Genomic DNA, 15,052 nt, shown 5'->3' on the forward strand with positions numbered 1-15,052 from the left:
CAAACCCAGCCCCTCCGGCGCTTGAGGAGCGGGGCCCGGGGCGGAGCCCCGGTTGCGGGAAAGGGCGGGTAGGGGAAAGACGCCTGGTCACCGCTCAGTTCGCGCCGTCGATGACCCGCAGCGCACCCCCCACCCGCTCCCCCACATGCCGCGGGCACCCCCACGCCTCGACCTCAAAGGGCCGCTCGGGCGTCTCGTACTCCCCGGGCGCGTACAGATGGTTGAGATGAGCACCGTAAGGGTCCTCATGGAAGCCGAAGTGACGACGCCCGACCAGCTCGGTCAGCACGTCCCAGGGGTGCGCATCCCCATGCGCGCAGGTCTCACCCGCCGGGACATCCACCGAGGCACCCACCGAGGCACCCGACGCGGCACCCACCGAGGCACCCGCCAAGGCGCTCCGCACCCCGCCGAGAATCACCCGCAGATCCCGGTGGACGGCCTCGGGCGGCGGCTCCTCGCCCGAGGTCACCGACCAGCAGGCGACCAGCAGCAGCACCAGCCGCTCGCGCGGATCGGCCGGGCCCGCCGCGAACCGCCGCGCGGCCCACAGCCCGGCGTCCTCCGCGGCCTGTCCGTCCCGGCAGCGGAAGCGCACCGCGTGGGTGAGCCGTTCGACGTCGAGCCGTCCATCCGGACGTACGAGCACCTCGTCCAGATGGGCGGTGTCCCGGAGGCCGAACAGCCGCTCCCGCCCGGTCCGCAGATGGTCCAGCGCCTCGCGGGCGATCGCGGCGAGGAAGACCGGGCACAGCCACGCCTCGAGCGGCGCCGTCTCCAGCTCCTCCCGGTGCCAGTGGCGGTAGACGCCCCGGCCGCCGGGGCTGAGCAGATGGATACCCACGGTGGCCTGCTCCGCGGTGTCCCGGCCGACCTCGGGGTGCTCGCCCTCGCCGTGCGCGCAGGACGCGTCGCCGAGGCCGGGCAGCACCGCCTCCAGGGCGTCCACCATGGTGTCCAGGACCCGCCGGTCGCGGATCCGGCCGCTGGCGGCGTACCAGCAGGCGGCGTGCAGGACGACCACGAGCCCGGCGCGGTGATAGCCCAGGGGGTTGGCGACCAGGTTCCTGGCGTAGGCGGACAGCTCCTGGCCGGGGTCGACGGCCGCGCTCGGGTAGTCCCAGACGATCGAGCGCAGATCCTCGGCGCGGCGCGCGTCGCGGGCCGGGAGCCGGGGCGGGATGCCGCCCACGCTGCCGGGGGCGATGATGTCCACGGCGACCCGCGCGTACCCGGCGATGTCGCGCGGGCACAGCCACTGCTCCTTGGTCGCGTCGTCCTCCCAGTCGGGGTCCTCGTCCTCGGCCAACCCGTTGGTGAGCAGCGGCAGATCGTCCACGAAGTGGTCGATCCGGTCGTCCAGATCGCTCTCGTAAGGATGCGTCCGGTGGGCACAGGGCAGGTCACGCAGCCGCCGGTCGGTGGCGTGGAGGGCCTCCAGGGCCGCCGCCGCGACGTCCTTACGGGAGAACCGGCCGATATGCGCGGCCATCATGACCAGCCCGAGCGTCCAGGAGTACGCCTCCTCGCCCGCGGGATCGGCCGCCAGCCGCCTGGCACAGTCCAGGACGGCCCGGTCCGCGTCGCCGCCATAGGTCTCGTGGAGGATGCCGTCCCAGTCGTCGACGAAATGGACACACTCTGGCGAATCTGACAGCGCGGTGGCGGGCATGTCGGTCATGCCCCTCACGACGCCACGGGAGGCACGCGGGTTCCCGCTTGGTTCAGACCTTCACAGAAGGTGCGCGCGATGCGCTCCTCGTGTGCACATACTCCACCAGGCGGGTCAGCGCGTCCGGGTCGGTGCTGGGCAGCACGCCGTGGCCGAGGTTGAAGATGTGCCCCTCCAGCCCCTGGGCGGCCTCCAGCACCTCCTCCGCCTTGGCCTCGACGGCCGTACGCGGGGCGAAGAGCACGGCGGGGTCGAGATTGCCCTGGAGCGCCTTGCCGGGGCCGACCCGCCGGGCGGCCTCGTTCAACGGCACCCGCCAGTCGACGCCCACGACGTCCGCGCCCGCCTCGCCGAGCAGCCCGAGCAACTCGCCGGTGCCCACGCCGAAGTGGATGCGCGGCACTCCGTATCCGGCGACGGCGTCGAAGACCTTCTTGGAGGCGGGCAGCACGCTGCGGCGGTAGTCGGCGGGGGCGAGGGCGCCCACCCAGGAGTCGAAGAGCTGGATGGCCGAGGCGCCCGCCTCGATCTGGACCTCGAGGAAGGCGGCGGTGATGTCGGCGAGCCGGTCGAGCAACGCGGCCCACAGCGCCGGGTCGCCGTACATGAGCGCCTTGGTGTGCTCGTGGTTGCGCGAGGGGCCGCCCTCGACCAGATAGCTGGCGAGCGTGAAGGGGGCGCCCGCGAAGCCGATGAGCGGGGTCGCGCCGAGCTCGCCGACGAGCGACCCGATGGCCTCGGTGACGTACTTCACATCGTCCGGATCGAGCGGACGCAGCCGCTCCAGATCGGCGCGGGTGCGGATGGGCCGCTCGACGACGGGCCCGACCCCGGGCTTGATGTCGAGGTCGATGCCGATGGCCTTGAGCGGCACGACGATGTCGCTGAAGTAGATGGCCGCGTCCACCCGGTGGCGCCGCACCGGCTGCAGCGTGATCTCGGTGACCAGGTCGGGCCGCATGCAGGACTCGAGCATCGCGGTGCCCTCGCGCAGCTTGCGGTACTCCGGAAGCGAGCGCCCCGCCTGCCGCATGAACCACACCGGCGTATGAGGCACCGGCTCCCGGCGGCAGGCCCGCAGAAAGGCCGAATCGGCTGTGGCACGAGCCGCGGCGCGGCCGGTCTGCTGCTGGCCCGAGGGCCGCTCATTGGCGCTCATGCCCCAAATCTTCGCACGGGCCGAACGAGTGACCCGCCAACCCGGGTGTTCCTCCCCGGTTAGGGCCCTCACTGCGCCTAGTCTTCCGGGCATGGCAGCGGTTCAAGGACACCTCTCGAACGGTGCTGACGGCCCTGACGGCACGGAAGCAGGCGGTGAGGACACCCCTCCCGCCTTCCGGCATGCCGTCGCCGCGCTGCGCGGTGTGCGGGTACGGCCCGAGGTGGAGCTCGATCCGACCCCACCCCCGCGTCGGCTCGCACCCTACTCGTACGCGCTGGAGGCGGTGGTCACCGGCGCGTCGGACGACGAGGAGCTGGCCGAGGGGCGGCTGATCCTGCTGCACGACCCGGCCGGACACGACTCCTGGCACGGCACCTTCCGCCTGGTCACCCTGGTCCACGCGGACCTGGAGCCGGAGATCGCGGCGGATCCGCTGCTGCCGGAGGTGTGCTGGTCCTGGCTCACCGGCGCGCTGGAGGCACGCGGTCTGCCCTACGGGGAGCCCAGCGGTACGGTCACCCGGGCGAGCTCGCACTACTTCGGCGCGATGGGCGAACGGGAGCCGTCGACCCGGATCGAGATCCGCGCCTCGTGGACCCCGGCCGCCCACCCGGCCCCCGAACCGGCCCGCCCCGGCCCACGGCGCCCGGAGCCCGCGGAAGCGGGCGCGGCGGAACCGCCGGGCGTGCCGGACACCGCGGGACATCTGGCGGCCTGGTGCGACCTCCTGTGCCAGATCGCGGGCTTGCCCCCGGTGGGCGCGGCGGAGGCGGGGGTCGTATCGCTGCCCCAACGGCGGGGCCCCCAGGCCCGCTGATCCGTTAAAGGGCAACCAGCCCCGCAGCGCACAAGGTGGCCCGGGTCTTCCGACCCGGGCCACCTCCCTGCGGCAACCGAGTAAGCCGACGGGCACCGCAACGTATCCGGCTCCTTGGGTCTTCCGCCGGGGGCACCTCCCAGCGGTAGCTGGGGGAGGCTTTTGCGCCCCGGAGGCGAACCGAGCCCCTAAAAAGCGCAGCCGTGATCGATCAGTCGTCCTAATTGCCCGAATTGTTACTCACCAAATCGTGATCATTCCCTAAAGCCAGGCCGTATCGGTGCCGAAGGACGTGGTGACCCGTCCCACAACTCCCCAGGAGGCCTGGTGTCTGTTCTCCTCGAGCAACCGTCCAGCCTGGTCGCCTACCGCCCGAACAAGCCGACGGCCATGGTCGTCGTCGCCGACCCCCGCGTACGTTCCACCGTCACCCGCCACCTCTGGGCCCTCGGGGTGCGCGACGTCATCGAGGCGTCGTCCATCGCCGAGGCCCGTCCCCGCATCGGCAATCCGCGCGACATCTGCGTCGCCGATGTCCACCTTCCCGACGGCTCCGGCCTCACCCTGCTCTCCGAGACCCGCGCCGCGGGCTGGCCCAATGGGCTGGCCCTGTCCGCCGCCGACGACATCGGCGCCGTACGGAACGCGCTGGCCGGCGGCGTCAAGGGCTACGTCGTCACCGGCACCCGCACCAACCTCGGCATCCCGGGCCGTCCCGGCACCGCCCCGCTCGGCGCCGCCGCCCGGATGCACCGCCGCCCGCCGGGCGCCCCCGGCCACCCCGGCGGCTACCGGGAGCTGTCGGGCCGCGAGGTCGAGGTGCTGAGGCTGGTTGCGGAGGGCCAGTCCAACAAGGCCATCGGCGTCTCGATGGGCCTGTCCGCCCTGACCGTCAAGAGTCACCTCGCCCGGATCGCCCGCAAGCTGGGCACCGGGGACCGGGCCGGCATGGTCGCGGTCGCACTGCGTACCGGAATCATCCACTGAGCCGTATCGCCCGCCCGGCCGTCGTGCCTCTCCCCACCGCCCCCGCGCCCGTCGACGGAACGTTCCGTCGACGGGCGCCCTGCGTACTCGCCGCACACAGCTACCCTTGACAGGTGACCGACGCCCAAGAGACCGCAGCAGAGACGACACTGCGAACCACCGGGGGCGCTCCTCCGGACGACCTCCCCCCGGCGCCGGTCCCCTTGCTGGAGCCGCGCGAGGGCATCCCGCCCGTCACCGCCGACGCGGACGCGCTCGCCGAGGTCATCGCGACCTTCGCCGCGGGCCACGGCCCGGTGGCCGTCGACGCCGAGCGCGCCTCCGGCTACCGCTACGGGCAGCGGGCCTATCTGGTCCAGCTGCGCCGGGCCGGAGCGGGGACCGCACTGATCGACCCCGTCGGCTGCCCCGACCTCTCCGGTCTGGGCGCCGCGATCGCCGACGCCGAATGGGTCCTCCACGCCGCGACCCAGGATCTGCCCTGTCTGCGTGACATAGGCATGATCCCCGCCCGGATCTTCGACACCGAACTCGCGGGCCGGCTGGCCGGATTCGCCCGGGTGGGGCTCGGCGCCATGGTCGAGAACATCCTCGGATACGCCCTGGAGAAGGGCCACTCCGCCGTCGACTGGTCCACCCGCCCACTGCCCGACCCCTGGCTGCACTACGCCGCGCTCGATGTCGAGCTGCTGGTCGACCTCCGCGACGCGCTGGAGGAGGAGCTGGCGCGGCAGGGCAAGCTGGAGTGGGCGCATCAGGAGTTCGCGGCCATCGCCGCGGCCCCGCCCGCCCCGCCGCGCAAGGACCCCTGGCGGCGGACGTCGGGGATGCACAAGGTCCGGCGACGCCGGCAGATGGCCGTGGTGCGCGAGCTGTGGACGGCCCGGGACCGGATCGCCCAGCGCCGCGATGTCTCGCCGGGCAAGGTGCTGGGCGACGCGGCCATCGTCGAGGCCGCGCTGGCCCTGCCCGCGAACGTGCGGGCGCTGGCCGCGCTGAGCGGTTTCGGCCACCGGATGAACCGGCGCCAGCTGGAGCAGTGGCAGGCCGCGGTGGACCGGGCGCGGGAACTGCCGGAGGCCGACCTCCCGCAGCCGGGCCAACCGGTGGCCGGTCCGCCCCCGCCGCGGGCGTGGGCCGACAAGGACCCGGCCGCGGCGGCGCGGCTCTCCGCGGCGCGTGCGGCCGTCACCCAACTGGCCGAAGGGCTGAATCTTCCGCAGGAGAACCTGATCGCCCCGGACACCGTCCGGCGGCTGTGCTGGGAACCGCCCGCCGAGCCGACGACGGATGCGGTCGCTTCCGTTCTCGCAGGTCACGGCGCCCGTCCCTGGCAGATCGACCAGGTGACCCCGGTGCTGGCGGCCGCCTTGCTGGCGACGCCGGCCTGATGTGACGCGCGTGGACCGGCGGCGGTTGCCGCCGGCCCGCGGCTGTGACCTTCAACCCTCCGGTCGTGAGGACTGGGCAGCTTGGTTACTCATAAGTAGCATGAGGTGGTGAGGCGCGCCCCGGGCGTGCCCGCAGCAGTGCCATCCCGCACCTGGAGGAGAGCCAACGTGCCTCGTACCGCTAGGGACGTCGTCTTCGTCGACGGCGTCCGGACCCCATTCGGCAAGGCGGGCCCGAAGGGCATCTACCATGAGACCCGCGCCGACGACATGGTCGTCAAGTGCATCCGGGAGCTGCTGCGCCGCAACCCGGATCTGCCGCCGGAGCGCATCGACGAGGTGGCCATCGCCGCGACGACGCAGATCGGCGACCAGGGCCTCACCATCGGCCGCACCGCGGGCATCCTGGCCGGGCTGCCCCAGTCGGTCCCCGGCTACGCGATCGACCGGATGTGTGCCGGTGCGATGACGGCCGTGACGACCACGGCGGGATCCATCGCCTTCGGCGCCTATGACGCCGTCATCGCGGGCGGCGTCGAGCACATGGGCCGCCACCCCATGGGCGAGGCCGTCGACCCCAACCCCCGCTTCGTCTCGGAGAAGCTGGTCGACGAGTCGGCCCTGTTCATGGGCATGACGGCGGAGAACCTCCACGACCGGCTGCCGCACATCACCAAGGCGCGCGCCGACGAGTTCGCGGTGCGCAGCCAGGAGAAGGCCGCCAAGGCGTACGCCAACGGCAAGATCCAGCAGGACCTGGTGCCGGTCTCGGTGCGCCGCACCTCCCCCGAGGGCGGCGAGCTGGGCTGGGGCCTGGCCACCGCCGACGAGCCGATGCGCCCGGGCACCACGCTGGAGGGCCTGGCCTCGCTGAAGACCCCGTTCCGCCCGCACGGCCGGATCACCGCCGGTAACTCCGCGGGGCTCAACGACGGCGCCACCGCCTCGCTGGTCGCCTCCGAGGACTTCGCCCGGGAGCTGGGCCTGCCGGTACGGATGCGCCTGGTCTCCTTCGCCTTCGCGGGCGTCGAGCCCGAGGTGATGGGCTACGGCCCGGTCCCGGCGACCAAGAAGGCGCTCGCCAAGGCCGGTCTGTCGATCGAGGACATCGGCCTGTTCGAGATCAACGAGGCGTTCGCCGTCCAGGTCCTGTCGTTCCTGGACCACTACGGCATCGCGGACGACGATGAGCGCGTCAACCAGTACGGCGGCGCCATCGCCTTCGGCCATCCGCTGGCCTCCTCCGGTGTCCGGCTGATGACGCAGCTGGCCCGGCAGTTCGAGGAGCAGCCGGAGGTCCGCTACGGCATCACCACGATGTGCATCGGCTTCGGCATGGGTGGCACCGTGATCTGGGAGAACCCGCACTTCGAGGGGAACAAGTGACCAACACCGCAGAGCTTCTCAAGGGGGCGGCAGAGCTGTTCCCGGGCGAGGTCGTGACGCAGGCGCACGTCCGCCACCTCGATCTCCCCCTGGGCGCGGGCCGCTTCGCGCTCATCACGCTGGACAACGGCCTGGACCACACCAAGCCCACCACCTTCGGCCCGGCCTCGCTCGCCAACCTCAACACCGCGATCGACCAGGTCGAGAAGGAGGCGGCGGACGGCGAGATCACCGGTGTCGGCATCACCGGCAAGCCGTTCATCTTCGCCGTGGGCGCCGACCTCAAGGGCGTGGAGCTGCTGAAGCGCCATGAGGACGCGCTGGCCATCGGCAAGGGCGGCCATGACGTCTTCAAGCGGCTCTCCGCACTCGCCGTGCCCACCTTCGCGTACTACAACGGCGCGGCGATGGGCGGCGGGGTCGAGGTCGGGCTGCACTGCTCCTACCGCACCGTCTCCGCCGCGCTGCCGGCCTTCTCGCTGCCCGAGGTGTTCCTGGGCCTGGTCCCCGGCTGGGGCGGCTGCACCCTGCTGCCGAACCTGATCGGCGCCGACCGCGCGGTCTCGGTCATCATCGAGAACTCGCTCAACCAGAACAAGCAGCTCAAGGGCGAGCAGGTCTATGACCTCGGGATCGCGGACGCGATCTTCGAGGGCGCGGACTTCCTGGAGCAGTCGCTGATCTGGACCGCCTCCGTCCTCAAGGGCGAGATCGAGGTCGCACGGCCCGAGATCGACCGCGGCGACGCCTGGCACGAGGCCGTGGTGCGCGGCCGCGCCATCGCCGACGGCAAGGTGCACGGGGCGGCCCCGGCCGCCTACCGCGCGCTGGAGATCATCGACGCCGCGCGCAACGGCGACCTCGCCCGTGGTTACGAGGCCGAGGAGAAGGCGCTCGCCGACCTGATCATGGGCAGTGAGCTGCGCAGCGGCATCTACGCCTTCAACCTGGTGCAGAAGCGCGGCAAGCGCCCGGCCGGTGCCCCGGACAAGTCGCTGGCGCGCCCGGTCTCCAAGGTGGGCGTCGTGGGCGCGGGTCTGATGGCCTCGCAGCTGGCGCTGCTGTTCGTCCGGCGGCTGGAGGTGCCGGTCGTCCTGACCGACATCGACCAGGAGCGGGTCGACAAGGGCGTGGGCTACGTCCACGGCGAGATCGACAAGCTGCTGCTCAAGGGCCGGATCAACAAGGACAAGGCCAATCGTCTCAAGGCCGCGGTGACCGGTTCGCTGGACAAGGCCGCCGCCTTCGGCGACGCGGACTTCGTCATCGAGGCCGTCTTCGAGGAGATGGGCGTCAAGCAGAAGGTGTTCGCCGAGGTCGAGGCGGTCGTGCCGGAGCACGCCATCCTCGCCACCAACACCTCCTCGCTGTCGGTGTCCGAGATGGCGTCCCAGCTCAGGCACCCCGAGCGGGTCGTGGGCTTCCACTTCTTCAACCCGGTCGCGATCCTGCCGCTGCTGGAGATCGTCCGCGGTGAGAAGACCGATGACGCGGCGCTGGCCACCGCCTTCGGCGTGGCCAAGAAGCTGAAGAAGACCGCCGTCCTGGTCAAGGACGCCCCGGCGTTCGTGGTCAACCGGATCCTGACCCGCTTCATGGGCGAGATCCAGAACGTCATCGACGAGGGCACCCCGGTCGACACCGCCGAGCGCGCCATCGAGCCGCTGGGCCTGCCGATGTCCCCGCTGGTGCTGCTGGAGCTGGTCGGCCCGGCGATCGGCCTGCACGTCTCCGAGACGCTGCACGGTGCGTTCCCGGAGCGGTTCACGGTCTCGGAGAACCTCCGGCGCGTGGTCGAGGCGGGCAAGCGCGGCTTCTACGTCCGTGCCGACGGCAATTCGGCCAAGCCGGAGCTGGACCCGGAGGTCGCCGCGCTGCTCCAGCAGGGCGACACCGTCCTCACCGAGGAGCAGGTGCGCACCCGGGTGCTGGACGCCGTCGCGCAGGAGATCGGCCTGATGCTCGAGGAGGGCATCGTGGCCGAGGCGCAGGACATCGACCTGTGTCTGATCACCGGTGCGGGCTGGCCCTTCCACCTGGGCGGCATCACGCCGTACCTGGACCGCGAGGGCGTCTCGGAGCGGGTGAACGGGAAGACGTTCCTGGCTCAGGGTGTGGCGAGCGTCCCGGCGTAACGCGACAGTGGTCCGGCCGAGCGCCGGGCGGGCCGAGGAATCGGTCCCGCCCGGCGCTCGCGCCGTGTTCAGCCCTTGAGCGGGTCTGGCGGGCCGCTCAGCCGCTTCCCACGCGGTTCCAGGCCCGCAGGGCCAGCCCGGCCTCGTCGGTCTTCTGACGGGCCACCAGGAGCCGTCCGTCCAGTCCCAGCGCGGCCAGCACCACCCGGCCCTGTCCGTCCAGCGCCAGCGCCGGGGTGTGGGCGCCCTGCTCGCCCGAGGGCGTCCACCACACGCCCGCCGCCTCGTCCTCGCTGGGGTGGGCGGCGACCGCCAGCCGCCCGGCGTCCTGGTGGGCCAGGACGGTGCAGTCGTGACCGTCCACCACGGCGCGCACCGCGGCGACCGGGCCGGTGCCCGTCGCCCCGCCCAGCGGCGCGGGGGCCGGGGAGTCCGGCCGCCAGGCCATGAGCTCACCGCTGCCGGCGTCGCGCCAGTAGTGGGTGAGGGTGCCGGGGCTGGTCTCCACCACGGCCGCCGAATCCGGCCGGGCGTCGGCCGGGACGTCCTCGCCCCGCTTCGGGGCGGCGCCGGGCCCCGGCTGGTACCAGCGCAGGGCGGCGCCCTTCTCGGCCGGTGCGAGCAGTTCGAGCCGGCCGTCGGCGGTGGCGGTCGCCGACAGGCCGCCCAGCACATGGGTGCCCTTCCAGTCGGTCCAGCGCTCCCAGGTGCCCTTGGGGTCCTGCCGCCGCGCGCTCACCCCGCCCCCGGCGTTGCGGACGAAGACGCGCAGGGCGCCGGAGGAGTCCACCGCCATGGCGGGCGCGCCGGTCCGCTCGGCCTTACGGGCGTCTTTCGGATGCGGAGTGCCCAGCGAATGCCACGCGGTCAGCGGGCGGCCGGTCTGGAACTGGGTGGCGTGGACGACGTCCACGCGCGCCGGCTCGCCCGCGCCGCCCGGGCGGCGCCGAAGCCCCACCAGATGCGCGTACCCCTCCGCGCTCTGAGCGACGGTCAGGCTGACCAGGCCGACGGCCTCGATCAGCCAGGGGCCCGTCCACTCCGGCCCTCCGGGCCGGTCTTCCGTCCAGCGCGCCACACCGCCCGCCACCAGTGCATAGGCTGTGAGCCTGTCGTCCTTGCCGCGGAGCAACCGCAACGCCATGGCCCGCTGCCAACCTTCCCCGAGTTGGTCCACCTGATCGAACGATGTCCATAGTAATTTGCCTGGACTATGGATGGACTTGTGGTGGTCGATGCCGCCAACGTGATCGGTTCGGTCCCCGACGGCTGGTGGCGTGACCGCCGCGGCGCCGCCGAGCGGCTCCGCGACCGGCTGGCCGTCCTCGCCAGGACCGGGCTCCCCGACCGCCCTGGTGTGCCCGACTGGGCCACCCGGCCTCCGGTGGACATCGTGATGGTGGTCGAGGGCGCGGCGCGGGGTGTGGAGCCGGTGGAGGGCGTACGAGTGGAGAACGCGCCGGGCAGCGGCGACGACCACATCGTGCGGGTGGTGGCGGCCCGCGACGAAGGCCGCCCCTGCCTGGTGGTGACGGCGGACCAGGGGCTGCGGGCACGGGTCAGGGCGCTGGGCGCGCAGGTGACGGGCCCCCGGTCGGTCCGCCCTGACGGCTCGTCCTAGGACGGCAGGACCCGCTCAGGCGGCTCCGCGCGGGCCCTGCTCCGTGCGCGTCCCCGCCTCGGTCACCCGGCTGTGGCGGCGCCCGTACAGGAAGTAGACGACGAAGCCGATGGCCATCCACACCGCGAACCGCACCCAGGTCTCGGCGGGCAGATTGAGCATCAGCCACAGCGAGGCGGCCACGGACACGATCGGCAGCACCGGCACCCAGGGCGTACGGAAGGCGCGGGGCAGATCGGGCCGGGTGCGGCGGAGGATCAGCACGCCGAGCGCGACGACGACGAAGGCGAAGAGGGTGCCGATGTTCACCAGGGCGGCCAGCTGGGAGATGCTGGTGAACCCGGCGACGACGGCGATGAGCGTGCCGAGCAGGATCGTCGAGCGGTAGGGCGTGCCGAAGCGCGGGTGCACCCGGGAGAAGACCCTGGGCAGCAGCCCGTCCCGGCTCATCGCGAAGAACACCCGGCTCTGGCCGAGCAGCAGGATCATGCACACCGTGGTGAGCCCGACCGCGGCGCCGAAGCTGATGACGCCCGCGTAGAAGGGGTGTCCGGTGGCCTTGAAGGCGTCGGCGAGCGGGGCGTCCACCGTCAGCCGGGTGTACTTCTGCATCCCGGTGACCACGATCGACACGGCGACGTAGAGCACGGTGCAGATGAGGAGCGAGCCGAGGATGCCCCGGGGCATGTCCCGTTGGGGGTTCCTGGTCTCCTCCGCCGCGGTCGCCACCACGTCGAAGCCGATGAAGGCGAAGAAGACCACGGCGGCGGCGGTGAAGATGCCCTCGACGCCGAAGGTCGTCGGCTGGTAGCCGAACATCAGCTGGATCAGCGGGGCGGTGAGTCCCGAGCCCGAGATCGTGCCCTTGGCCTCGGGGATGAAGGGGCGGTAGTTGGCCGGGTCGACGAAGAAGGCGCCCGCGATGATGACCAGCAGCACCACGGCCACCTTCACCGCGACCACCACCGAGGTGACCCGCGCCGACAGCTTCATCCCGAGGACCAGGATCACGGTGAGCACCAGCACCAGCACGGCGGCGAGCACGTCGAAGGAGAAGCCGTGCGCCGCGTCGGGCCCGGACAGGGCGGCGGGCAGCTCCCAGCCGGCGTTGGCCAGCAGCGAGCGGACGTAGCCGGCCCAGCCGACCGCGACCACGGCGGTGCCGAGCGCGAACTCCAGCACCAGGTCCCAGCCGATGGTCCAGGCGGGCAGCTCGCCCAGCGAGGCGTACGAGAAGGTGTACGCGGATCCGGCCACCGGCACGGTCGAGGCGAACTCGGCGTAGCAGAGCGCGGCCAGTGCGCAGACGATGCCCGCGACGACGAAGGCGAGGGCGGTCGCGGGGCCCGCCTGCTCCTTGGCGACGGCCCCGGTGAGGACGAAGATACCGGTCCCGATGATCACGCCGACGCCGAAGACGGTGAGGTCCAGGGCGGACAGCGACCGGGTCAGGGCGTGCTCGGGCTCCTCGGTGTCCTCGATGGACTGTTCGATCGACTTCGTCCGCAGATAGTCCGGCCGAGCCTTACGGCTGCCATCGCCACCAGTGCCGCCGCCGGAGCGGCCCTCGGGTTCCCGCTCGCTCACCGATGCCACCTCCACGCCTGCCCGTGCCCCGTGGGCGCCCATGGTTCTGCCAACCGGGCGGGAGGGAGGTGCGCACCCCCGAAGCCCCGGCCGATTCACCCGATGGGGGCGGGCCCGGGGGACGCACGCTGGGCCGGTCGGAGCAGGAGGCTCCGGCCGGCCCAGGCGGCGGAAAGGGGGGCGGCGGACCGGTGGCTCAGTCGCGCACCGGCTCGGCCGTCGTCGACCGGGTCACATCGGCGCTCCGGGAGCCCGCGTCGGCGGACTCGCTCCCGTAGCGGCCGCCGATCCTGGAGACCAGCCCGGTGACCTGGCGGGCGATGTCCGGTGCGGTCAGCCCGATCTCGGCCATGACCTCCTTACGGGAGGCATGGTCGAGGAAGCGCGGCGGGATGCCGAAGTCGCGCACCGGCATGTCGACGCCCGAGTCGCGCAGCGCCTGGGCCACGGCGGAGCCCACACCGCCGACCCGGCTGTTGTCCTCGACGGTGACGACGACGCGGTGGCGCTCGGCGAGGGCGGGCAGCTCCTCGTCGACCGGCTTGACCCAGCGGGGGTCGACCACCGTAGCGGAAATGCCCTGTTTGTCGAGAAGGTCGGCGATCTCCAGACACATCGGGGCCAGCGCGCCCACCGAGACCAGCAGCACATCGGGCCGCTCGCGGTCGGCCGCCGCGGGCTCCCGCAGCACGTCCATGCCGCCGATCCTGCCGACGGCCGCGACCGCCGGGCCCACCGCGCCCTTGGAGTAGCGCACCACGGTCGGCGCGTCCTCCACCTCCACGGCCTCGCGCAGCTGGGCGCGGACCTGGTCGGCGTCGCGCGGGGCGGCGATCCGCAGGCCCGGGACGACCTGCAGCAGCGACATGTCCCACATGCCGTTGTGCGAGGCCCCGTCGGTGCCGGTGATACCGGCGCGGTCCAGTACGAAGGTCACCCCGCACTTGTGCAGGGCCACATCCATCAGGACCTGGTCGAAGGCGCGGTTGAGGAAGGTGGCGTAGACGGCGAAGACCGGGTGGAGCCCGCCGGTGGCGAGCCCCGCCGCCGAGACGGCCGCGTGCTGCTCGGCGATGCCCACGTCGTAGACCCGCTCCGGGAAGCGCTTGGCGAACTCGGTGAGTCCCACCGGGTGGAGCATGGCCGCCGTGATCGCGACGATGTCCTCGCGCTCCTCGCCGAGCTTGACCATCTCCTCGCCGAAGACCGAGGTCCAGTCGGCGCCGGAGGCCGAGATCGGCAGCCCGGTGTCCGGGTGGATCTTGCCGACGGCGTGGAAGCGGTCCGCCTCGTCCTGCAGGGCGGGTTGGTAGCCGCGGCCCTTCTCGGTGAGGCAGTGCACGATGACCGGGCCGCCGAAACGCTTCGCCCGCTGCAGCGCCGACTCCAGCGCCTCGATGTCATGGCCGTTGATCGGGCCGACGTACTTCAGCCCCAGGTCCTCGAACATGCCCTGCGGGGTGATGAAGTCCTTCAGCCCCTTCTTGGCCCCGTGCAGCGTCTCGTACAGCGGCCTGCCGACCACCGGGGTGCGCTCCAGCAGGTCCTTGCCGCGGGCCAGGAAGCGCTCATAGCCGTCGGTGGTGCGCAGGGTGGCCAGGTGGTTGGCCAGGCCGCCGATGGTCGGGCCGTAGGAGCGCTCGTTGTCGTTGACGACGATGACCAGCGGCCGGTTCTTGGCCGCGGCGATGTTGTTGAGCGCCTCCCAGGCCATACCGCCGGTCAGCGCGCCGTCGCCGATGACGGCGACCACATGGTCCTGCTTGCCGAGCAGCTCATTGGCCTTGGCGAGCCCCTCGGCCCAGCCGAGGACGGTCGAGGCGTGGCTGTTCTCGATGACGTCGTGCTCGGACTCGGCCCGCGAGGGATAACCGGACAAACCCCCCTTGCTCTTGAGCTTGGAGAAGTCCTGGCGGCCGGTGAGCAGCTTGTGGACGTAGGACTGGTGCCCGGTGTCCAGCAACACCTTGTCCCGGGGCGACTCGAAGACCCGGTGCAGGGCGATGGTCAGCTCCACCACGCCGAGATTGGGGCCGAGATGGCCACCGGTCTTGGAGACGGCGTCGACGAGGAAGGAGCGGATCTCCGCGGCCAGCTGGTCCAGCTCCTCCGGAGTGAGCCGGTCCAGATCGCGCGGTCCCGTGATGCGGGTCAGCAGCACCCGTGCCTCCTTGCTTCGAGCGTCTCCATGGAGCTTGCCGGTCCGCCCGAGTCTAATGTTCCGCCCTCCGGCGCAGACCTCCCCCCATGCGATGTCCGTCACGCGTGTTCTTTTCAGACAGCTGCCCGGCACC

Annotated in this window: 11 protein-coding genes; 6 read left to right on the forward strand and 5 right to left on the reverse strand. The window is 72.2% G+C overall.

Features of this window, described 5'->3' with window-relative positions:
• Nucleotides 1–94: 94 nt before the first annotated feature.
• Together J8403_RS12150 and hemE are read right to left on the reverse strand one after the other, a co-directional pair.
• Nucleotides 95–1,681 carry a hypothetical protein gene (locus J8403_RS12150; protein WP_246585816.1) on the reverse strand — a complete coding sequence of 529 codons (1,587 nt, stop codon included), beginning with the start codon at nt 1,679–1,681 and terminating at the stop codon, nt 95–97.
• Between the two features lie 43 nt (nt 1,682–1,724).
• A complete protein-coding gene (gene hemE, locus J8403_RS12155; RefSeq protein WP_211123208.1) occupies nt 1,725–2,831 on the reverse strand; it encodes a uroporphyrinogen decarboxylase in 1,107 nt (368 codons plus the stop codon).
• Between the two features lie 91 nt (nt 2,832–2,922).
• Between hemE and J8403_RS12160 the strand changes: the two genes are divergently transcribed.
• The 5 genes from J8403_RS12160 (at nt 2,923) to J8403_RS12180 (ending at nt 9,550) form a co-directional block, all read left to right on the forward strand.
• Nucleotides 2,923–3,651, forward strand: coding sequence for a DUF3000 domain-containing protein (locus J8403_RS12160; RefSeq protein WP_211123209.1), 729 nt, complete (start codon nt 2,923–2,925; stop codon nt 3,649–3,651).
• A 327-nt stretch (nt 3,652–3,978) separates the two neighbouring features.
• Nucleotides 3,979–4,638: a response regulator transcription factor gene (locus J8403_RS12165; protein WP_014055528.1), complete on the forward strand. Its 660-nt coding sequence runs from the start codon at nt 3,979–3,981 to the stop codon at nt 4,636–4,638.
• Between the two features lie 113 nt (nt 4,639–4,751).
• Nucleotides 4,752–6,029, forward strand: a complete 1,278-nt coding sequence (locus J8403_RS12170; RefSeq protein ID WP_211123210.1) for an HRDC domain-containing protein — start codon at nt 4,752–4,754, stop codon at nt 6,027–6,029.
• A gap of 168 nt (nt 6,030–6,197) precedes the next feature.
• Entirely contained in the window at nt 6,198–7,415 is a 1,218-nt protein-coding gene (locus J8403_RS12175) for a thiolase family protein (protein ID WP_093465335.1), read from the forward strand.
• A complete protein-coding gene (locus J8403_RS12180; protein ID WP_211123211.1) occupies nt 7,412–9,550 on the forward strand; it encodes a 3-hydroxyacyl-CoA dehydrogenase NAD-binding domain-containing protein in 2,139 nt (712 codons plus the stop codon). The genes J8403_RS12175 and J8403_RS12180 overlap by 4 nt, the downstream gene beginning before the upstream one ends.
• 97 nt (nt 9,551–9,647) lie before the next feature.
• Here J8403_RS12180 and J8403_RS12185 read toward each other — a convergent pair whose 3' ends face one another.
• Nucleotides 9,648–10,694 (reverse strand): PLL family lectin, encoded by a 1,047-nt coding sequence (locus J8403_RS12185; RefSeq protein WP_211123212.1) that lies wholly within the window; start codon nt 10,692–10,694, stop codon nt 9,648–9,650.
• Nucleotides 10,695–10,763: 69 nt separating this feature from the next.
• Between J8403_RS12185 and J8403_RS12190 the strand changes: the two genes are divergently transcribed.
• A complete protein-coding gene (locus tag J8403_RS12190) occupies nt 10,764–11,171 on the forward strand; it encodes an NTP pyrophosphohydrolase (protein WP_211123213.1) in 408 nt (135 codons plus the stop codon).
• 15 nt (nt 11,172–11,186) lie between these two features.
• Here J8403_RS12190 and J8403_RS12195 read toward each other — a convergent pair whose 3' ends face one another.
• Nucleotides 11,187–12,680 carry an amino acid permease gene (locus J8403_RS12195; RefSeq protein WP_211128212.1) on the reverse strand — a complete coding sequence of 498 codons (1,494 nt, stop codon included), beginning with the start codon at nt 12,678–12,680 and terminating at the stop codon, nt 11,187–11,189.
• A 274-nt stretch (nt 12,681–12,954) separates the two neighbouring features.
• Nucleotides 12,955–14,919, reverse strand: a complete 1,965-nt coding sequence (gene dxs, locus J8403_RS12200) for a 1-deoxy-D-xylulose-5-phosphate synthase (RefSeq protein WP_211123214.1) — start codon at nt 14,917–14,919, stop codon at nt 12,955–12,957.
• Between the last annotated feature and the right edge of the window lie 133 nt (nt 14,920–15,052).

This window comes from Streptomyces yatensis, from assembly GCF_018069625.1.
GTDB lineage: Bacteria > Actinomycetota > Actinomycetes > Streptomycetales > Streptomycetaceae > Streptomyces > Streptomyces yatensis.